This window comes from Streptomyces deccanensis (genome assembly GCF_022385335.1).
Taxonomy (GTDB): domain Bacteria; phylum Actinomycetota; class Actinomycetes; order Streptomycetales; family Streptomycetaceae; genus Streptomyces; species Streptomyces deccanensis.
Genome location: NZ_CP092431.1, coordinates 7,373,238 through 7,394,059 on the forward strand (window position 1 = coordinate 7,373,238; position 20,822 = coordinate 7,394,059).

General features: G+C 71.0%; 14 protein-coding genes. 9 read left to right on the forward strand and 5 right to left on the reverse strand.

What is annotated here, in order from left to right; translation table 11 throughout:
* Positions 1-192 precede the first annotated feature (192 nt).
* Positions 193-924 carry a glycoside hydrolase family 12 protein gene (locus tag L3078_RS32810; RefSeq protein ID WP_239757541.1) on the forward strand — a complete coding sequence of 244 codons (732 nt, stop codon included), beginning with the start codon at positions 193-195 and terminating at the stop codon, positions 922-924.
* Between the two features lie 83 nt (positions 925-1,007).
* On the opposite strand, the gene L3078_RS32815 is transcribed toward L3078_RS32810, so the two are convergent.
* Positions 1,008-3,569, reverse strand: coding sequence for an alpha-galactosidase (locus L3078_RS32815; protein ID WP_239760549.1), 2,562 nt, complete (start codon positions 3,567-3,569; stop codon positions 1,008-1,010).
* 412 nt (positions 3,570-3,981) lie between these two features.
* Between L3078_RS32815 and L3078_RS32820 the strand changes: the two genes are divergently transcribed.
* The 5 genes from L3078_RS32820 to L3078_RS32840 all read left to right on the forward strand — a co-directional run bounded on the left by L3078_RS32820 (position 3,982) and on the right by L3078_RS32840 (position 10,784).
* Positions 3,982-5,019: a LacI family DNA-binding transcriptional regulator gene (locus L3078_RS32820; protein WP_239757542.1), complete on the forward strand. Its 1,038-nt coding sequence runs from the start codon at positions 3,982-3,984 to the stop codon at positions 5,017-5,019.
* Positions 5,020-5,130: 111 nt separating this feature from the next.
* Positions 5,131-6,459 carry an ABC transporter substrate-binding protein gene (locus L3078_RS32825; protein WP_239757543.1) on the forward strand — a complete coding sequence of 443 codons (1,329 nt, stop codon included), beginning with the start codon at positions 5,131-5,133 and terminating at the stop codon, positions 6,457-6,459.
* A 2-nt stretch (positions 6,460-6,461) separates the two neighbouring features.
* Positions 6,462-7,388 (forward strand): carbohydrate ABC transporter permease, encoded by a 927-nt coding sequence (locus tag L3078_RS32830; RefSeq protein ID WP_239757544.1) that lies wholly within the window; start codon positions 6,462-6,464, stop codon positions 7,386-7,388.
* 5 nt (positions 7,389-7,393) lie between these two features.
* The gene (locus L3078_RS32835) at positions 7,394-8,209 is read left to right on the forward strand and encodes a carbohydrate ABC transporter permease (protein ID WP_239760550.1); all 816 of its coding nucleotides are present in this window, start codon (positions 7,394-7,396) and stop codon (positions 8,207-8,209) included.
* 100 nt (positions 8,210-8,309) lie between these two features.
* Entirely contained in the window at positions 8,310-10,784 is a 2,475-nt protein-coding gene (locus tag L3078_RS32840) for a carbohydrate-binding protein (protein WP_239757545.1), read from the forward strand.
* Between the two features lie 76 nt (positions 10,785-10,860).
* Here L3078_RS32840 and L3078_RS32845 read toward each other — a convergent pair whose 3' ends face one another.
* The 4 genes from L3078_RS32845 to L3078_RS32860 form a co-directional block, all read right to left on the reverse strand.
* Positions 10,861-12,048, reverse strand: a complete 1,188-nt coding sequence (locus tag L3078_RS32845; protein ID WP_239757546.1) for a sulfotransferase family protein — start codon at positions 12,046-12,048, stop codon at positions 10,861-10,863.
* Positions 12,049-12,239: 191 nt separating this feature from the next.
* The gene (locus L3078_RS32850; protein ID WP_420864127.1) at positions 12,240-13,490 is read right to left on the reverse strand and encodes an AI-2E family transporter; all 1,251 of its coding nucleotides are present in this window, start codon (positions 13,488-13,490) and stop codon (positions 12,240-12,242) included.
* 144 nt (positions 13,491-13,634) lie between these two features.
* Positions 13,635-15,686 (reverse strand): glycoside hydrolase family 31 protein, encoded by a 2,052-nt coding sequence (locus L3078_RS32855; RefSeq protein ID WP_239757548.1) that lies wholly within the window; start codon positions 15,684-15,686, stop codon positions 13,635-13,637.
* 163 nt (positions 15,687-15,849) lie between these two features.
* Positions 15,850-16,863, reverse strand: coding sequence for a LacI family DNA-binding transcriptional regulator (locus L3078_RS32860; protein WP_239757549.1), 1,014 nt, complete (start codon positions 16,861-16,863; stop codon positions 15,850-15,852).
* 313 nt (positions 16,864-17,176) lie between these two features.
* Here L3078_RS32860 and L3078_RS32865 point away from each other — a divergent pair, with 313 nt between their 5' ends.
* The 3 genes from L3078_RS32865 (at position 17,177) to L3078_RS32875 (ending at position 20,803) form a co-directional block, all read left to right on the forward strand.
* Positions 17,177-17,986: a GH12 family glycosyl hydrolase domain-containing protein gene (locus tag L3078_RS32865; RefSeq protein ID WP_239757550.1), complete on the forward strand. Its 810-nt coding sequence runs from the start codon at positions 17,177-17,179 to the stop codon at positions 17,984-17,986.
* Between the two features lie 168 nt (positions 17,987-18,154).
* Positions 18,155-20,095 (forward strand): acyl-CoA dehydrogenase family protein, encoded by a 1,941-nt coding sequence (locus L3078_RS32870; protein ID WP_239757551.1) that lies wholly within the window; start codon positions 18,155-18,157, stop codon positions 20,093-20,095.
* Positions 20,096-20,176: 81 nt separating this feature from the next.
* Complete coding sequence (locus tag L3078_RS32875; protein ID WP_239757552.1) at positions 20,177-20,803, forward strand: DUF6368 family protein; 627 nt, start codon at positions 20,177-20,179, stop codon at positions 20,801-20,803.
* Positions 20,804-20,822 lie beyond the last annotated feature (19 nt).

The window sequence follows — 20,822 nt, forward strand, 5'->3', positions numbered from 1 at the left end:
TCCCCCGGCGCCGGCCGTACGCAGCGGCCGGACGAACGATCGGACGGACGGTCGCACGAGTGGTCGGACGAGCGGTCGGACGAACGTCCGCGGCGATCGGCCTCGGCGCCGGAGAAGACCGTGGCCTCCCCACGAGGCCGCGGTAGCTCCCCACCCCGCATTTCCCCCCACCCATGGAAGGAACCGACACCCATGGCAACACGCACCCGCACACGCACCCGCACCCTGGGCCGGATCGGCAAGGCCCTGCTCGCCCCCGCGCTCGCGCTCGGCGCAACGATCGGACTCGCCTCCGCCCCCGCCTCGGCCGCCGTCTGGAACTCCTGCGACCAGTGGGGCAACACCAGCCTGAACGGCTACACGCTCTACAACAACATCTGGGGCTCCGGCGCCGGCAGCCAGTGCATCTGGGCCAACTCCGGTACGAACTGGGGAGTCTGGGCCAACCACCCCAACACCGGCGGCATCAAGTCGTACCCCAACTCCAAGAAGGTGATCAACAAGACGATCACCTCGCTCGGCTCGCTCAACAGCAGCTACAACGTCACCGTCCCGTCCTCGGGCGCGTACAACACCTCGTACGACATCTGGGACACGGACTACGACTACGAGATCATGCTCTGGGTCAACTACAACGGGGCCGTCGGCCCGCTCGGCACCTCACAGGGCAATGTGACGCTCGGCGGTCACACCTGGAGCGTCTACAAGGGCAGCAACGGCGCCAACGAGGTCTTCTCGTTCCTGCGCACCTCGGACTCGAACTCCGGCACGGTCCAGATCCTCCCCATCCTCAAGTGGATCAAGGACACCAAGGGCTGGATGGGCAACGAGACCATCGGTGACGTGCAGTTCGGCTTCGAGGTGACCTCGTCCTCCGGCGGTCTGGACTTCACCACCAACAACCTGACGGTCAGCAGCAGTTGACCTGCCGGGACCGGTGAGCCGTAGCCGGTCCGCGTACGAGTCCGAGCCGGTGCCGCCCCCACGCGGCACCGGCTCGGATCGTGTCAGGCCCCGGTCGCGTCCTCCGGGGTCAGACGGATCAGCAGCACGCCGGGGGTGCGCGGCACCCACACCCGCAGTTCGCCGGTAGTGGGGTCCCAGGACGCCGCTGAGTCCGCGCGCGCCGTGGACGGGTGCAGGATCTCCGTGCGCACGGGGGCGTCCGAGGCCGCCAAGTGCCCTACGGAGAGCCGCACTTCGGGCTCGCCACCCCGCCGCCACACCGACAGGTACGTCGGCCCGTGCCCCTCGGGGACCCGCAGCCCCAGAGCCGACCACGCGTCCGTCCAGCCCGGCAGGCCCAGCGGCCAGAACGGCACGGCCCGCGCCAGATCGCCGCGGATGGACTTGTACGTGCCCACCGCCTCGCGTACGAGGGCGAGTTGACGCTCCGTCATGCGGTCCAGGTGTCCCGACAGGTGGATACGGCCGAGAAGGGCGCCGCCGAGGGTGAAGGCGATCAGGTCGTCCTCGTACTCGGGCTGCGGGTAGGCCCAGACGGCGCCCTGTTCCGGGGGGACCGCCGTGGGCGCGGCGGCGGCGATCGGGGGGTAGCGGAGGGGGTCCTGCTGGTCGCTGGTGGACTGGAGCTGGGCCACGGCCAGGGTGGCGCCGTCCATGCGCATACCGCCGGAGGCGCAGTTCTCGACGACGAGGTGCGGGTAGCGGTCCAGGACGCCGGAGAGCCAGTCCAGGTACGCGCGGGCGTGCCCCAGCAGGCCGGCGCCGGGGGAGAGGTCGCCGGGGGCGGTCGTACCGGGGTCGATCACGATGTTGTAGTCGAGCTTGAGGTAGCCCACGCCCCAGTCCCCGACGAGCCGGTCCACCGTCTTGTCGAGGTGGGCACGGGCCGCCGGGTGGCGCAGGTCGAGCTGGTGACGACCCTGCTCGGCCAGCCGCACCCCGTCACGCCGGAAGAAGGCCTCCGGCGGCAGCTCCGCCGCGACCGCACTGCGCACACCGACGACCTCGGGCTCCAGCCAGAGCCCGGGAACCATGCCACGCTCCCGAATCCGGTCCAACACGGCCCGGATCCCGCTGTCGGAGGGGGTGGCTGAGCGGGCCTCGGGGTCGGTTCCGACCTCGGCTCCGGCGCCGGCCTCGGCTTCCGTTCCGGCCTCGGCTCCGGCGCCGGCCTCGGCTTGAGTTCCGGCCGCGGCTCCGGCCCCGACATCGGCTCCGGCCCACGCCCCGGGTTCGGTGCCGGCCTCGGCTTCCGTTCCGGCCTCGGGTTCGGTGTTGGCCTCGGGTTCGGCTCCGGCCCACGTTTCGGGTTCGGTGTCGGCTTCGGTTCCGGCCCAGGCCTCGGGTCCGGTGCCGGGCTCGGGTTCGGGTTCCGTTCCGGCCCCGGCCCCGGCCTCTCGCGCCATCCCGCCGTCCACGCCCCCCGGCGGGAACCGACGTGCCGACGGCAGCCACGCGCCGACGCTGTCCCACCAGCCGCCGTCCACCGTGTCGTCGTACCAGCCGGAGTCGATGCAGAAGTACTCCGCGCCCGCGTCAGCCGCCGCGTCGATCAGCGGCAGCAGCTTCGCCGTGGTCGGGTCGCCCATCAAGGTGTTCATGTAGTCGTTGAAGACGACGGGAAGCGTGTCGTGGTCGGGATGGGGACGCCGGACGGCCCGCCGGTACGCGGTCAGCGCCGCCCACGCCTCATCGAGCCCCGACCCGCCTCCCGACCCGAGCGCGAGCGCCGCCGCCACGGTCGTGAACGTGTCGCCCGGCGCGAGCCGCACCCGCCACTGGTGCTCCGCGTCCGTGGGCCCGTTGAGCGCGAGATACGTGCCGCGCGCGCGTTCCCCCAGGTCCCAGCGCCACCCGGCAGGCGACTCCACCTGCCAGACCCAGGCCCGACCCCGGCCGCCGCCGCCCTCCGTGGGGGCCGCGCCCCGGTCCCGGCGGCCATCCCGCTCCGTGAGCGCCCCCATCGCCAGGTGCCCGTCGCTGGGCCAACTCCCGCGCCCGGTGAGGGCGAGTGCCGCCCGGCTGTCGTGCTGATGGGCGTCGACGCTGATGTCGGCGACCGTCGCCCGCAGCGGCTCGGCGTACCAACGGCACTCCGCGAGCCAGTCGTTGCGTGCCCGGTGCACATCCAGGAGGTCGGGGGAGGGCAACCCCCCGAGCAGAAGGCTGCTGACGGACTGCACGACGAGCGGCTCGGCCCCGTCGTTGCGCAGCCGCACCCGGGAGCGGAGAACAGGCACCCCGGCGGGGGAGGACAGCTCGACGAACGCGGTCAACCCGGTGGCGGGGTCGTGGAGTTCGACGGTCAGCCGCGCCCAGTCGCCCCCACCCGCGCCGTCACCCTCACAGTGCCCCCGGTACACGAGCCGCGCCCCGAAGGCCGTCCCCGTGAACCGCGGCCCGGACCAGCCGCTGCCGTGCCCGAAGGCGGTCAACTCGACGAGCGGCAGCGCGGTCTCGGGATCCACGGTGTCACCGGAAGGCCCGAGCCGCACCAGCCGCAGCGTCCCGTCCGAGGCCGTCGCGAACACGCTCGCGATGCCCGGATGCCCCCAGGTGAAGGACGCCCCCGCGCGGCCGACACCACCCGAACCACCGATCACGCCACCCACCGATCCGCCCTTCGGCTCACCGGCGACGCCACCCACCGCACCACGCACCGATCCGCCCTCCGGCTCACCGGTCACGCCACCCACCGGACCACCCACCGCACCGCCCACCGATCCACCTGCCGGTCCGCCCTCCGACCCACCCGACACACCACCCACCGCACCGCCTTCACCCAAGTCGCCCGCACCCGAGTCCACGTCGCTTCCCCTCCTGAGCCGTTCGCGGCCGTTCCGTTCCGAGCCCTGCTGAGCTGTCCCGAGCCGAGCCGCCCCGGGCCGCCCCGTCCGCGCGCCGCCCCAGCCGGAGGCACCCGCACCCGCACCCGCCCCCGAAACCGACCGCGCCCGTGTGAATCCATCGTTACGTTCTCTTGACGCCCGCTGTGTGACCGGTCACAATCCTGGCATGAATGTGACCGGTCACACAAGGCGCCCGGCGAGCATCCGGGACGTCGCGACGGCCGCCGGGGTCTCGTACCAGACGGTCTCGCGGGTGATCAACGACCACCCCAGCGTCAAGCCGTCCACGCGGGAACGCGTGCTCGCGGCCATCGAAGAGCTGGGCTTCCGGCGCAACGCCACCGCGCTCGCGCTGGCCAGCGGGCGCAGCCGGGCCGTGACCGTACTGACCGCGAACACCACGCACTACGGCTACGCGTCGATCCTCCAGGGCATCGAGGAGGCGGCGCGGGCGGCGTCGTACGCGGTCGGCATCGGTGTCCTCGAATCGGCGGACGAGACCGCGGTCGCCGCCGAGGTGCAGCGGGCGGCGGACGCGGGCGGCGGCCTCATCGTGATCGCCTACGATCCGGCCGGAGTCGCGGCCCTCGGTGCCGTGCCCGCCGAACTGCCGGTCGTGGGCGTGGTGGAGACGCCCACGGCCCCGCCCGGCGGCGACCGCCCCTGGGTGTGGACCGACGACCGCGAGGCCGCCTACGAGGCGACCCGCCACCTCCTGTCGCTCGGCCACGAGACCGTGCACTACGTCGCGATCCCGTCGAGCACCCGGCGGACCAGTGCCCGGACCAGCGGCTGGCTGCAGGCGCTCAAGGAGGCCGGCGCGCCCGAACCCCGTCCGGTGCAGGGGAGTTGGGGCCCGGCGGGCGGTCACGCGGCCGGCCTGCGACTGGCCGGGGACCCGGCGGTCACGGCGATCCTCTGCGGCAACGACGACCTCGCGCTCGGTGTGCTGCGCGCGCTCCACGAGGCCGGACGGTCCGTGCCCGGGGACGTCAGCGTCGCCGGCTTCGACGACGCTCCGCACTCGGCCTATCTGACCCCGTCCCTCACGACGGTGCGGCTGGACTTCACCGGCCTCGGCCGGGCCGCGTTCGCCCTGCTGCACGGGGTCGTCGAGGAGTCCGCGCAGATCGCCCCGCACCCGGTCTCCGTCCCCGAACTGGTGCTGCGGGAGAGCGCGGGACCACCGCCCGTCAGGCCCTGAACCCCGGCCGCCTCCGCACAGTCCAAGAACACGCCAACCGAACTCCCCGCACCAGCACAGCTGTTCCGCATCCTGCCCTGCCCTGAACCACCTGTTCTCGAAAGGCACGCGATGAAGACAAGAGCTCTCCCGACGCTGGCCCTCATATGTGCCCTCGGCCTGGCCGCCACCGCGTGCAGCGATCCCACGGCGGGGACCTCCGGCGCGGACTCGGACCCGAAGCGGACGGCGGTCGATCCCACCGCCCGGCTCGACGGTGTGAAGCTGACCATGTGGACCGCGCAGAACACGGTCACCGCGCCCCGCCAGGTCATCGACGCCTTCGAGAAGGCCACCGGCGCCGAGGTGGAGACCCAGGCCGTCCCGGACCCCTACGAGTCGAACGTGCCGACCAAACTGGCCTCCGGCGACCGCCCCGACCTGATGTTCTGGCAGCCCTCCGTCTCCACGCTCCCCTTCATCCAGCCGCAGCAGAACCTGCTCACCCTCGACGGCGAGGAATGGGTCTCCAAGCTCGGCGACACGGAGAAGTCGCTCGGGGTCATCGACGGCAAGCGGTACGCGGCCATCGTCACCAGCCCCGCCATGCTCGGCGTCTACTACAACAAGGACGTCTTCAGGAAGGCCGGCATCGGGGAGAAGGACTTCCCGAAGTCCTACGACGAGTTGCTCGCCCTCGGCCACAAGGTCGTCGACGGCACCGACGCGGCCGCCTTCTACGAGGCCGGCGGCGACAAATGGCCCCTGCAGTGGCAGATGCAGGTCCAGCTCACCGACCTCGACCAGCAGTGGTGGACGGATCTCAACGCCGACAAGGAGAAGTGGACCGACCCGGTCGTCGTCGGCGCGATCAAGAAGTACAAGGAGAAGCTGCTCGACGCGGGGCTCGCCCAGAAGAACTATCGGACCGGGACCTTCACGGGGCAGGCCGACGCGCTGTGGAAGGGCGAGGCCGGCATGGTCCTCAACGTCACGTCCTTCCAGAGCCAGTTGCAGGCCAAGTACTCCACGGAGGAGATCGACGAGCGGATCGGGTGGTTCCCGGTCGCCAACTCGGCGGCCACCGGCCTGTACTCGCCCGACCAGACCAACGGTGTCGTCGCCTTCAAGACCGGTGACGAGAAGCGGCAGAACGCGGCCCGCCAGTTCCTCGCCTTCTGGCTCGGCCCCGACTACCCCGACTACATCAAGGCGATGAAGATCCCGTCCGTGCAGCCCTCCGTGCCCACCCCGGACGGCCTGCCGGAGGCGTCGAAGGCGCAGGTCGCGGCCCTGCCCATGGCCATCGGCGTCTTCCAGGCCAAGGCGATCGTCGCGCCCGACACCCACCTCTACCTCGCCGACATGCTCTTCGACAAGAAGAGCCCGCAGCAGGTCGCCCAGGCCATCCAGGACCAGTTCGCGCAGGTGGCCAAGGCCCAGGGCGCGCCCGGTTTCTAACCATGGCGGACACAGTCGTACGCAGCGCGCGCAAGCAGGCGCCCGCGCCGGGCGCACCCAAGGGCGTGGGGCGGCTGCCCCGCGCCGCCGTGCACCACCCCTGGTGGTTCGCGCTCCCCGCGATCGTCGTCTTCGCGGGCTTCTTCCTGGTGCCCAACCTGCTCAACTTCTACTACCCGTTCACCAACTGGTCCTCGTACCACCCGGACATCGCCTTCACGGGCCTCGACAACTTCACGACCATCGCCGACGACGGCACCCTGGTCCGCGCGATCCGCACCACCCTGCTGTACGCGCTGCTCGCCGCCGTCTTCCAGAACGCCTTCGGGCTGGTGCTGGCGCTGCTGCTGGAGGACGACACCCGCTTCAACCGGTTCTTCCGTGCCGTCTTCTTCCTGCCGGTGCTCATCTCGGCCCTCGCCACGGGCTATGTCTTCCAGGCGCTCCTCGACCAGGACGGCGCCGTCAACTCGACGCTCGGCACGGACATCCCCTGGCTGGGCTCGACTACCTGGACGCTCGTGATCGTCACCCTCGTCCACGGCTGGAAGTGGATGGGCCTGTCGATGCTGATCTATCTGGCGGGCCTGAAGGGCATCCCCGGCGACATGCTCGAAGCCGCCCGGATGGACGGGGCCGGGCCCTGGCGGACGTTCTGGTCGGTGCGCTGGCCGATGCTCGCTCCGGCCCTCACCTTCAACGTCACCACGGCGCTCATCGGTTCGATGAACACCTTCGACATCGTGCAGGCCACCACCGGCGGCGGCCCGGCCGCCTCCACCGAGGTCTTCAACATCTACATGTTCCGGATCTTCGGCCAGGGCCTGTACGCGCAGGCCTCGGCGATGAGTCTCGTCCTCTTCCTGATCGTGGTGGCTGTCGCGATTCCGCTGGTCATCGGGTTGCGCCGAAGGGAGCAGCTGCTGTGAGCGCGATGTGGCGCTACGGCCGCCCGGCCCTCGTCGTCCTGCTCGCCGGGCTCGCCGTCGGCGTCCCCCTGTGGCTGGTCCTCGTCACCTCCGCCAAGCCGCAGGCGGAGGCCATCGAGCCGAACCTGGACCCGCCGGCACACTGGCAGCCGGGCGCCAACTACGAGGACGCCGTCGCCCAGGGCGAGATGCTGCGCGGACTGCTCAACTCGCTGCTGGTCGTGGTCCCTTCGGTGGTCCTCGTGCTGATCCTCGGCGCGGGCGCCGCCTGGGTCTTCGCCCGCCGGAAGTCGAGGCTCGTCTCGGCGGCGTACGCGTTGTGCATCAGCGGACTGCTGCTGCCGCCCGCGGTCATAACCATCGTGATGGAGTTGCGGCAGCTCGGCCTGGCGGGCACCCGGCCCGGAATGATCGCCGTCTACACCGGGATGTACCTCTCCACCTCGATCTTCTTCATGACGGGGTTCATCCGCGCCATCCCGATGGAGCTGGAGGAGGCGGCCCGGATCGACGGGGCGAAGCCGCTGCGGATCTTCGCGCGGATCGTCCTCCCGCTCCTCCGGCCGGTCATCGCCACCGCGACGATCATGGTGATGCTCTACGCCTGGAGCGACATCTTCTACGCCTTCTTCGTCCTCGGCGGCGGCGACCGGGCGACCCTCCCGCTCAACCTCTACAAGGTCGCGAGCGCCCAGCTCTACCTCAACAACTGGCATCTCGTCTTCGCGTACGTCGTGGTGATGAGCCTGCCGATGGTCGCCGTCTTCCTCGTCGGCCAGCGAAAGATCGTGTCCGGAATCACCAGTGGAGCCGTCAAATGACCGGAGGTCCAGCAGCGTGAGCCCCCACACCGGTACGAGCACCCCCCTGCGAGCCCGTACCAGAACCGCCCTGGTCACAGCACTACTTGGAGTCACCGCCATGGCAGGCAGCACCCTCCCCGCCACCGGATCGGCCGCGGCAGCGGCCGCCGACCCGCAGCGCCTCACCGTCGACCTCTCGGCCTCCGAGGGCCCGGTGATGCGGGGCGCCAACGGCGCGCTGTACGGGCTCAGCGACGACGGCGTGCCCAGCGACGCGGTCCTCGCACCGCTGAAGATCACCAGCATCTCGCAGAAGCCGGAGGGCGGCGCCCAGCACCCCAACGGCGACGCGCTCACCGTCTCCAAGTCGTTCTTCCGCAACGGCGGCGGCGAGATCAACGTGATGATGCAGGACATCTACGCCAAGTGGCCCTACGAGGATCTCGGCATCGACGACTACCTCCCCAAGGTCGACAAGATCGTCAAGGAGGTGTCGGCGGACCCGAACGGCGACCGCTTCGTCTACATCCCGTTCAACGAGCCCGACCAGATCTGGTACAAGCTCGATGTCGCCGACCAGGCCCAGTACGAGATCAACCGGGACCGCTTCTTCCGCGACTGGAAGACGGTCTACCAGCGCATCCGCGCCATCGACCCCGACGCCCGGATCGCCGGCCCCAACGAGGCCGCCTACCACACCCGCCTGCTGCGGGACTTCCTCGCCTTCGCCAAGCGCGAGAACGTCCTGCCCCAGGTGATGACCTGGCACGAACTGGGCTCCGGCTCCCTGCGCGACTTCCAGGCCCACTACGACGACTACCGCGCCCTGGAGCGCGCGGCCGGCATAGCCCCGCTGAAGATCAACATCGACGAGTACGCCAACCGCCGCGACCTCTCCGTCCCCGGCCAACTGGTCCAGTGGGTCTCGATGTTCGAGCGCAACAAGGTGTACGCCAACCAGGCCTACTGGGACGCGGCCGGCAACATGGACGGCAACGTCGTCCGCTCCAACATCCCCAACGGCGGCTGGTGGCTGTTCCGTTGGTACGCGGGCCTGACCGGGAACACCGTCAAGGTCACCCCGCCGCAGGCCAACACGATCGACACCCTCCAGGGCCTCGCCTCCCTCGACACCTCCCGCCGTCAGGCCCAGGTCCTGCTGGGCGGCTCCGCCGGTGACACGGACGTCGTGGTCCAGAAGGTCCCCCGCTCCCTCTTCGGACGCACGGTCACCGCGACCGTCGCCGAGGCCGCCTGGTCCGGCTACGAGGGACAGCACGCCGCCCCGCGCGTCCTGTCCCGGACGAAGGTGAAGATCGCGGACGACGGCACGGTCACCGTCCCGCTGCGCGGCCTGCACAAGATGTCGGCCTACCGCGTCGTCCTCACCCCGGGCGGCACCGGCACCCCGACCGCGCCCGCCGTCCCCTGGACCGCCTCCTACGAGGCCGAGGACGCCGCCATCACCGACGGCAGGGTCTACACCCAGGGCACGGTGAGCAACGCCAACGGCTACGCCGCCTCCGGCACCAAGGACGTCGGCTCGCTCAACCAGCCCGGCAGCAAGGTCGACTTCACCGTGTCGGTCCCCGAGGACGGCACGTACGACCTGGCGATCCTGTACGGCAACCAGTCCGGGACCCCGGCCACCCAGAAACTCTCCGTCGACGGCGGCGAACCGGTCACGGTCACCTACCCCTCCACGGAGAACTGGACCTACCGCGCCAAGAAGGACCTCACCGTCCACCTCTCGGCCGGCACCCACCAGTTGACGCTGGCCAAGGGCGCCACCGAGGTCACCCTCGACCGGATCGACCTCACCGCCCGCACCGCCGAACCCGCCGCCTCCTACGAGGCCACGCTCGCCGACATCAGCGGCAGGCCGTCGTACGACTACACCTCCTCGGCCGGTGTCGGCACCGGCGCGCTCGTGCTGCGCTCCGGCGACAAGGCCGTCTTCGACGTCTACGCCCCCCGCGACGGCTACTACCGGGTGGTGCCCCGGGCGTCGGCGCCCGTGCGGCTCGCCCTGCATGGTCAGTCGGTGGCGGCGGTGCCCGACCGGCCGCTGCGGCTCTACCTGGTCGCGGGCAACAACCGGATCACCGCGACCGCCAAGCACACCGCCGTCCGCGCCCTCGACGTCACGGGCGCCGGTTCGACCACCGGGGTCCTGACGTACGAGGGGGCCACGGCCACGCTCGCCGGCGGGGCCAAGCTCGTCGACTCCGCGTACGCCTCCGCCGGTTCGTACATCGGCTGGCTCGGCAACAGCGCGGACAGCACGGCCGAGTTCACGGTGAACGCCCCCACCTCGGGCCGCTACGTCCTGGTCGTCCACTACGCGCACAACGACCGCCGCGACAACGGCCACGCCTACAACACCGACATCATGTCCCGCACGGCGGACATCACGGTCGGGGACGGCGAACCGCGCACGGTCACCTTCAAGAACACCTGGGGCTGGGACGACTACTGGACCGTGGGCGTCCCCGTCGACCTGAAGAAGGGGGCCAACAAGGTGACCTTCGGCAACGCGGGCGCCTGGGCGCCGAACATCGACCGGATCGAGGTGGGCCGGGTCGTCGGCTAGGCCGGACACCGGGCCTCGGCCGCCGGAGGGGGAGCCTCCCCTCGTCGGTGGCCGAGGCCCGGCGTGTCCACGGTCCTCAGGCCCGGTCGACCTCGGCCCGCAGCGCGTTGTACTCCGTGAACTCGGCCTCGACGCCCTCGCGGGTCAGACCGTAGCGGGCCAGGTCGTAGCGGTGCGGCCGGCTGCCCCTGGAGTGGGCGGCGGCCGCCGGGAGCCGGGCGGCGTCGGCCTCCGTCCAGCGGGCGCCGATGGCCGCGTACAGCTTCGGGGCGCCCGCGGCCGGGTCGGTGCCGAGCGAGGAGTACGGCACGTCCACCACCGCCTCGCGGGGGAGGTCGGCACGGGCGGCGAGGCCCCGCCGTACCGACCGGCTCAGCAGGTCCAGCCAGGTGGCGCCGAGGTGGTGCGGGTCGACCGTGCGGCGCGAGAGGACCATGCCCACCTCGACCAGGCTGCAGAACGAGGCGACGGCGGTCACCGGATCACGGTGCGTCCACACCAGCGTGGCGTCCGGGAACACGGAGTACAGAGCGTCGAGGTTGCCGGTGTGGAAGGGGGACTTCAGGATCCAGCGGCGGCGCGGACGTCCGTACTGGAGCACCTGGAACGCCTGCTTGAGGTGGCGGTAGTCGGGGACGAAGTCCCGCTGGAAGTGCCAGGCGTGGTAGCCCGGAAGCTGTGCCTGGGACAGCGGCACCAGGGCGTGCGGCAGCAGGAACGTGTCCTCCTCGGGGCCCTCGGCGGTCATGGGGTGGATCTCACGGAAACGCGGAGCGAGCCGATGGGTGCCGTCGAGCATCCGGCGCGCCGACGTGATCGCCTTGCGCCGCTGCTCGGGCGACGGTTCGAGGCCGGGGGCGAGCAACTCCCACAGCCGCGGGCAGCGATGGTCGTCCGAGAGGGAGAGAACGCCGTGGGTGAGCGTCGTGGCCGTGCGCGGCAGCCCCACCACGAACACCGGGCGTTCGACGGGCTCCTCCTCGATGGCCGGGTTCTCGGCGATCAGCCGCCGGATCCGGGCCCGGTTGGTGAGATGCCGGCGGGTGTGGGCCTGCGCCGACTGCCAGCCGACCGGGGACAGGCCCGGGTCCCGCGCCCACTCGCGCAGCAGGAACCGGAAGCCGTCCACGAACTCCTCGTCGCCCTCCGCCCACCCGGCCCGGTCGAGGATCCGCGCGAGGACCCGGTCCGGATCGCGACGGGAACGCAGCGTGGGCCGGAGTAAGAGATTGGCCAGGGCGAGGGCTGACGGCGTGGAGGGCACAGGTGTGTCCTTTCCGGGGGAGCGACGGACGGCGCGCGTCTCGTCGGACCGGCTGGGACCCCCAGCATAAACGGGGAGTGGTCCCCGGATCGTGTCGCCGTGCGTCCGCCGACGGTTCCGGATCGTGTCGTCGTGCGCGTCCGCCGACGGTCCCGGTACCCGCCGCGGGCCCCGGGACCGTGACGTCGTGCCTATTCCGCCGGGACCGTCGCCCCCTGCCCGTCCCCGTACCGCGCCCGCAGCTCCGACAGCACCCCGGTGGCCGCCGCGACGAGCGGCACCGCCAGCAGCATGCCGAGGATGCCGGCGATGGACGCCCCCGCCGTCAGGGCCAGCAGGATCGCCGCCGGATGCATCTGCACGGTCCGGCTGTGGATCATCGGCTGCAGCACGTTCCCCTCGATCAGCTGCACCGCGAAGACGACCCCGACCGCCCACAGCGCCGTCACCAGGCCCCGGTCCGCGAACGCGACGAGGATCGCCACCGCGCCGGAGAGGAACGCTCCGAGGTACGGGATGTACGCGCCGACGAACACCAGTGCGCCGAGCCCTATGGCGCCCGGCACCTGAAGGATCAGCAGGCCGATGGCGATCAGGGCACCGTCGATGAAGGCGATGAGCGTCGTCCCGCGCATATAGCCCTCGATCGCCCGGAACGCGCGCCGGGCCATGACCTCCAGGGTGTCCCCGGTGCCGCGCGGCGCGAGCGAGTGCAGGGACGCGACGGCCTTGTCGGAGTCGCGCAGGAAGAAGAACATCAGCAGCATCGCCAGGACCGCGCTGGCCACGAACCCACCGACCGCGCTGACCCCGGTGAGCACCCCGGAGGCCGCGGTGCCGCCGAACTTCGACAGCAGTTCCTTGGCGTTCTTCGCGAGGTCGTCCAACGACGTCCCCGCCGCCCCGAACTCCTCGCTGAGCGACTTCGCCGCGTCCCTGAGGGAGGAGATGATCTGGTCACCGGTGTCGATCAGCGCGGCCACCACGATGTACGCGGCCCCGCCCATCACCACGAGCACGGCCGCGCAGGTCAGCCCGGCGGCGAGGGACTTGTTGAACCGCATCGCCACCAGCCGCCGGTACAGCGGGCCGAGCAACGCCGTGCCCAGCAGCGCGATCAACAGGGGCGTGACCGCCGTCTGGAACGTCACACAGATCCACACGGCCACGTAGACGACACCCGTCACCAGCAGGGTGAGCGCGCTCCACACCGCGATGTGCCGCGCGGGCCCTGGCAGGAAACCCCGGGGCGCGACCGGCTCCGAGGGCGCCGGCACGGCCCTCGGCGCCTCGACGTACCCCCCGCGCCCGTCATACCCGCCGTATCCGCCGGTGGTACGTATCGTCGTACGCGTCCGATGAACCGGTCTACGCGCGGGCCCGCCCCCACGACCAGGCCGCCCCCCGCGCACGGCGCGGGAGTCTCCCGTACGGCTGCTCATCCTCTGTCATCTCCACTCACTCGGGGGTCGCGCACACCCCCTGAAGATCATGGGATGGCCGTGGCGCCATAGCGTAGACCGGGGCGCCAGGGGCGCCGTCGACGGCGTCGCCCCCCGCACTCCCGCCCGGCCCCCACAGGCGCGCTACTCCACGATCGGCAAGGACACCCCGTCCCGCAGGAACACCGGGATCCGTTCCAGCGGGGCATCCACCGTCACGGCCGTACCCCCCTCGTACGTCTCCCCGGTCCACGCGTCCGTCCACCGTGCCCCCGCCGGAAGGTAGGCCGTCCATCGCCGTGCCCCCGCCTCCAGCACCGGCGCCACCAGCACGTCCCGGCCGAACAGATACGCGTCGTCCACGGACCAGGCCCGCTCGTCCTCGGGGAACTCCAGGAAGATCGGCCGCATCACCGGCAACCCCTCCTCGTGGGCCTCCCGCATCACCCGCAGCACATACGGCTTCAACCGCTCCCGCAGCCGCAGGTACGCCTCCAGGATCGCCCCGGCCTCCTCCCCGTAGGACCACACCTCGTTGGGCCCGCCGGTCATGTCCGGTCCCAGCGGCATCCCGGGCTCCCGGAACCCGTGCAGCCGCATCAGCGGCGAGAACGCCCCGAACTGGAACCAGCGGACCATCACCTCGCGGTACGCCGGATCGTCGGGGTCGCCCCCGTGGAAGCCGCCGATGTCCGTGTTCCACCACGGGATGCCGGACAACGCCGTGTTGAGCCCCGCCGCGATCTGCCGCCGCAGGGTCGGGAAGTCGGTCCCGATGTCACCGGACCACAGCGCGGCCCCCCACCGCTGACTGCCTGCCCACGCCGAACGGTTCAGGGAGACGATCTCCTCCTCGCCGGCCGCCCGCAGCCCCTCGTAGAAGGTGCGCGCGCTCTCGGCCGGGTAGATGTTGCCGACCTCCAGACCGGGCCCCGCCCAGTAGCGCAGGTTCTCCTGGAAGCCCGGCTTGAGCTCCGGCTCGCAGGCGTCCAGCCAGAACGCGTTGATGCCGTACCGGTCGAGGTAGTTCTCCTTCACCCGCGACCACACGAACTCCCGCGCCTCCGGGTTCGTCGCGTCGTAGAACGCGACCTGGACCGTCGACGCGACCTCCTTGTCCGGCCAGTCGGCGTGCGCCATCGGGCCGTACTGCGTCCCGATGAAGTACCCGCGCTGCTCCATCACGGGGTGGTTCTCGCTCAGCGGCGACACCGACGGCCACACGGACACCACCAACTTGATGCCCAGCTCGTCCAGTTCACGGACCATGGCCGCCGGATCGGGCCACTCGTTCAGGTCGAACTTCCACTCGCCCAGATGCGTCCAGTGGAAGAAGTCGCACACGATGACGTCGATGGGCAGGCCCCGCCGCTTGTACTCCCGTGCCACCGCGAGGAGTTCGTCCTGGGTGCGGTAGCGCAGCTTGCACTGCCAGAACCCGGCCGCCCACTCCGGCAGCATCGGCGTACGGCCCGTCGCCGCGCTGTAGCGGCGCTGCGCGGCGGCCGGATCGCCCGCGGTGATCCAGTAGTCGATCTGCCGGGCCGAGTCCGCCACCCAGCGGGTGCCGTTCCCGGCCAGCTCGACACGGCCGATCGCCGGGTTGTTCCACAGCAGCGTGTAGCCGCGGCTGGAGGTCAGGACCGGGATGCCGACCTCCGCGTTGCGCTGCACCAGGTCCAGCACCAGCCCCTTCTGGTCGAGCCGCCCGTGCTGGTGCTGCCCGAGGCCGTACAGCTTCTCGTCGTCGTACGCGGCGAACCGCTGCTCCAGGCGGTGGTAGCCGTTGCCGACGGCCGTGTAGAGGCGCGAGCCCGGCCACCAGAAGTGGGCGCGGGCCTCCGACAGCAGCTCGCTCCCGTCAGCCGTACGGCTGTAGCGGACCAGACCCTCCGCGTCCACCTCGACGGTGAGCGCGCCCACGGTCAGCCGCCCCAGCCCGTCCTCGATCTTGACGCTGCTCTCGGTGGACTCGGCCTCGTCGAGCAGGGCGCCCGGCAGCCCGTCGAGCACCGGGCCGCCGAGGCGGGCGCGGACCCGGACCGCGTCCGGGCCCCAGGGCTCGATCCGCAGGGTCTCCTGACGTCCGCTCCACTCCAGGGCACCGTCCCGCTCACGGAACGTGCCGACGGTGGGGGAGGACTGGGCGAGGCTGACCGCACCCGTCGGGGTCTGGTTCTCGGCAGGCTGATTCACGAGAGGTCTCCTGGAAGGGAGGAGTGAAGGAAGGCGGGTGGAGAGCGAGAAGCGAGCAGAGGGAGAAGGGGGGGCGAGGAGAGGGGGCCGTACGGCGGCTTCCGTACGGCGCGGTCGGTGGGCGATGGCCTGCGGACGGCCCCGGCTCGGGTACGACGTCGGCTCAGCCGGTGTGGGACAGCGGCCCCGTGCTCGCGCGGACCGTCAACTCGGGGGCGAGGAGCACCACTTCGTCGGTGTCCCGGCCCTCCAGCTTGGCGACCAGCTGCTCCACGGCACGGCGGCCCATCTCCTGGGCGGGGATGGCCACGGACGTCAGCCGCACCGAGGCCTGCACGGCGACCTGGTCCGGGCAGACCGCGATCACCGAGACGTCCTCCGGCACCGCGCGCCCCTGCTGCCGCAGCAGCGCGAGCAGCGGCTCCACCGCGGACTCGTTCTGCACGACGATCCCCGTGGTGCCGGGCCGTTCGTCGAAGATCCGGGCCAGGGTCGCGGCCATCGCGTCGTAGCCGCCCTCGCAGGGGCGGTGCAGGACCCGCAGACCCAGCTCCCGCGCACGGGAGCGCAGTCCGTCGAGGGTGCGCTCGGCGAACCCGGTGTGCCGTTCGTACACCGCGGGCGCCTCGCCGATGACCGCGATGTCGCGGTGGCCGAGCATCGCCAGGTGCTCCACGCAGAGCGCGCCCGTCGCCCCGAAGTCGAGGTCGACGCAGGTCAGACCGCTGGTGTCGGCCGGCAGTCCGATGAGTACCGACGGCTGGTCGGTGCCGCGCAGCAGCGGCAGCCGCTCGTCGTCGAGTTCCACGTCCATCAGGATCATCGCGTCGGCGAGCCCGCTGCCCGTGACCCGTCGCACCGCGTCCGGGCCCTCCTCACCGGTGAGCAGCAGGACGTCGTAGCCGTACGTACGAGCCGTGGTGGCCACCGCGATGGCGATCTCCATCATCACCGGGACGTACATGTCGGTACGCAGTGGGACCATCAGGGCGACGATGTTCGACTTGTTGCTCGCCAGGGCGCGGGCCCCCGCGTTCGGGTGGTAGCCGAGCTCCTGGATGCTCCGTTCGACCCGCTGCCGGGTGCCGGCGGAGATGGACCGCTTGCCGCTGAGGACATAGCTCACCGTGCTCGCCGAGACTCCGGCGTGCTGGGCGACCTCGGCGAGGGTGACCATCCAGCTCTCCAAGCGTGTTTAAGCGCTTCGACAGCGCGCTATCTCTGAACAAGGGCGAGTGAGGGTGGCTCGACAGTAGCTCGGCGCTGAGTGGGTGTCCATAGGTTGTCGAAGCGCTTCGATTATTCGCCGTGCGCCCGAGGGGTGGTGGGGGTGTGGGGGGTGGCGACTGCGGGTCCGTGGGGTTTCTCGCGCAGTTCCCCGCGCCCCTTCCGGGCGCTCTTGTCGCCCCCAGTTTAGGACTCGGCGGCAACTTCAGGAGGGTCCGGCGGCGACCAGCACCCGTAACCGCGCCGCCCCCGGAAGGAACCCCATGCGACACCGTCGCCCCCGCCTGACCCGTACCGCCAAGATCGGCGCGGCCGTCGTCACCGCTCTCGCCGTCGGGGCCTCCGTGACCGTGGCGATGGCGGGGGAGGAGGCCAAGAAGTGCACGGACTTCGACACGATCACGCTCGGCAAGTACTACGTGAACAACAACGTCTGGAACCGCGAGAAGGCCACCGGCACCCAGTGCGTCTGGGACAACTCCCGCTCGGGCTCGACCATCTCGTGGGGCACCAGCTACAGCCTGGCCAACAGCGGCGCCGGCAAGGACCACGACGTGAAGTCGTACGCGAGCAGCGTGCTCGGCTGGCACTGGGGCTGGAAGACCGACAAGGCGGCGACCCAGCTGCCCGTCCGGGTCGGCGACCGCAAGCCGGTGCGGACCAGCTGGGAGTTCTCGGTCAGCTCGAACCCCGGCACCATGAACGTCGCCTACGACCTGTGGCTGCACTCCAAGAACACCGCCGACTGGCAGGACCAGCCCACCGACGAGGTCATGATCTGGCTCAACCGGCAGGGCGGCGCGGGCCCCCTCGGCACCAAGTACGGCAGCGTCAGCCTCGGCGGGGCCATGTGGGACATCTACACCGGTGACATCGGCTGGAAGGTGTTCTCCTTCGTCCGCCGCACCAACACCACCAAGGCGAACCTGAACCTCGACGACTTCACCCAGGCACTCGTCCGCCGCAAGCTGCTGAGCAACGACAAGTACGTCTCCGGCATCGAGGCGGGCACCGAGGTCTTCAAGGGTACCGGGCGCCTGGACACGAAGGCGTACGCGGTGGACATCGGCTGAGCGCGGAGGGGCTCGAAGGGGTACGGAGGGCGCGGAGGGGAGCCGATCGCGGACGCGAGGGGTGGCGGGGTCACCCCGGATCGGGTACCAACGATCGAGTAGCACCCATCGGTAACCATTCAGGTACCCATCCGGTACAAGATCCCGATTCGCGGCGAGGTGAGCCTCATGTCCGCCCCACCCCTCAAGAAGCCCGTCGTCACCGAACGTGAGGCCCGCCAGGTGGCGGAGGCCGCCCGGGAGCAGGCCTGGCGCAAGCCCAGTTTCGCCAAGGAACTGTTCCTGGGCCGGTTCCGCCTCGACCTCATCCACCCCCACCCGCTCCCCACGGACGAGGCCGTCCGGCGCGGCGAGCAGTTCCTGACCAAGCTCCGCGCGTTCTGCGAGACCAAGGTCGACGGGGCGCTGATCGAGCGCGAGGCCCGCATCCCCGACGAGGTCATCAACGGGCTCAAGGAACTCGGCGCCCTCGGCATGAAGATCGACCCCAAGTACGGCGGTCTCGGCCTCACCCAGGTGTACTACAACAAGGCGCTGGCCCTGGTCGGCTCGGCCAGCCCGGCGATCGGCGTCCTGCTCTCGGCGCATCAGTCGATCGGCGTACCGCAGCCGCTGAAACTGTTCGGCACCCCCGAGCAGAAGGAGAAGTTCCTCCCGCGCTGCGCCCGCACCGACATCAGCGCCTTCCTCCTCACCGAGCCCGACGTCGGCTCCGACCCCGCCCGACTGGCCACCTCGGCGGTCCCCGACGGCGACGACTACATCCTCGACGGCGTGAAGCTGTGGACGACGAACGGCGTGGTCGCCGACCTCCTGGTCGTCATGGCACGCGTGCCCAGGTCGGAAGGCCACAAGGGCGGCATCACGGCCTTCGTCGTCGAGTCCGACTCACCCGGCGTCACCGTCGAGAACCGCAACGCCTTCATGGGCCTGCGCGGCATCGAGAACGGCGTCACGCGCTTCCACCAGGTCCGGGTCCCCGCCGCGAACCGCATCGGCCCCGAGGGCGCGGGTCTGAAGATCGCCCTGACCACCCTCAACACGGGCCGTCTCTCCCTGCCCGCGTCCTGCGTGGCCGCCGGCAAGTGGTGCCTGAAGATCGCCCGCGAGTGGTCGGCGGCCCGTGAGCAGTGGGGCAAGCCGGTCGCCCACCACGAGGCGGTCGGCCAGAAGATCTCCTTCATCGCGGCGACCACCTTCGCCCTCGAAGCCGTCCTGGACCTCTCCTCCCAGATGGCCGACGAGGACCGCAACGACATCCGCATCGAGGGCGCCCTCGCGAAGCTCTTCGCCTCCGAGATGGGCTGGAAGATCGCCGACGAGCTGGTCCAGATCCGCGGCGGCCGGGGCTTCGAGACCGCGGACTCCCTCCGGGCGCGCGGCGAACGGGCCGTCCCCGCCGAGCAGATCCTGCGGGACCTCCGCATCAACCGGATCTTCGAGGGCTCCACGGAGATCATGCACCTGCTGATCGCGCGCGAGGCCGTCGACGCCCACCTCACCGTGGCCGGCGACCTCATCGACCCGGACAAGTCCCTCTCCGACAAGGCGAAGGCGGGCGCGAACGCGGGCGTCTTCTACGCCAAGTGGCTGCCCAAGCTGGTCGCGGGACCGGGCCAACTCCCGCGCACCTACGGCGACTTCCACCCGGCGGGCCACCCCGACCTGGCCGCGCACCTGCGCTACGTCGAACGGGGCGCCCGCAAGCTGGCCCGTTCCACGTTCTACGCCATGTCCCGCTGGCAGGGCCGGATGGAGACCAAGCAGGGCTTCCTGGGCCGGATCGTCGACATCGGCGCGGAACTCTTCGCGATGAGCGCGGCCGTCGTCCGGGCGGAACTGCTGCGCACCACCACCGACCACGGCCGCGAGGCCTACCAACTGGCCGACACCTTCTGCCGCCAGTCCCGCATCCGCGTCGAGGAACTCTTCGGCCGCCTGTGGACCAACACCGACGACATCGACCACAAGGTCGTCAAGGGCGTCCTCGGTGGCGCCTACGCATGGCTGGAGCAGGGCGTCATCGACCCCTCGGGCGAGGGCCCCTGGATCGCGGACGCGACCCCCGGCGAAAGCGAGAAGGAGAACGTCCACCGCCGCATCCGCTGACCCCGGACAGCGCCCCTGAAGACCGGCCCGCAGGGCCGTCTCCAGGGGCGCGGGGCTGTGTCGAACAACTAGGCTCCCAGCATGTCCGGCCCGACGTTGGTGATCGATTTGGCGGAGCCGCTCTCCCCGGCTCGGCTGGGGGATTTCCGCGAGCTGATGGTGGGGCTCTCCACCCACTTCGCGGAGAAGCGGCCCGGGTTCTTCGACGTCAACGTGCCCGCAGGGCGACTGGGCGTCGAGGACAGCCGAGAGGAGGACTGGCGGAAGCCGTTCCCCCTTCCCCTCCTCGGCGACGCCCCCGCGGACGAAAAGCTCACGGCCCTGGTGGGGTTCAATCCGCAGCGCGAGGACTGGGGCCGGCCCTTCCTGGTCTACTTGATGGGGCCGGGTGTCGGCGACGAGAGCACCTTCGAGGCTGAGCACGCGGACGAGCCCGAGGTGGAGGCCCTCCTCGGCTTCAGGCCGACTCATGCCGTCAATGTCAGCGCCTGCTGCAATCGCGAGATCGACCACGTGGCCACGGCTCTGCTGACCGCCGCTGTCATGGACGTCATCGGGGGCGTGGCCAAGGTCGAGCTGCTGGACGGGCAGGAGTCGGCCGTCGCCGGCCTTCCAGGGATGTTGGGGTTCGCGGACTGGATGGCGCTGGGAACGGCGGAGTTCCTGCGGGCCTGGGTCGGGCACCCCGCCTTCCGGCTGGTCAAGTAGCCGGACGCGGTCCTCGTCC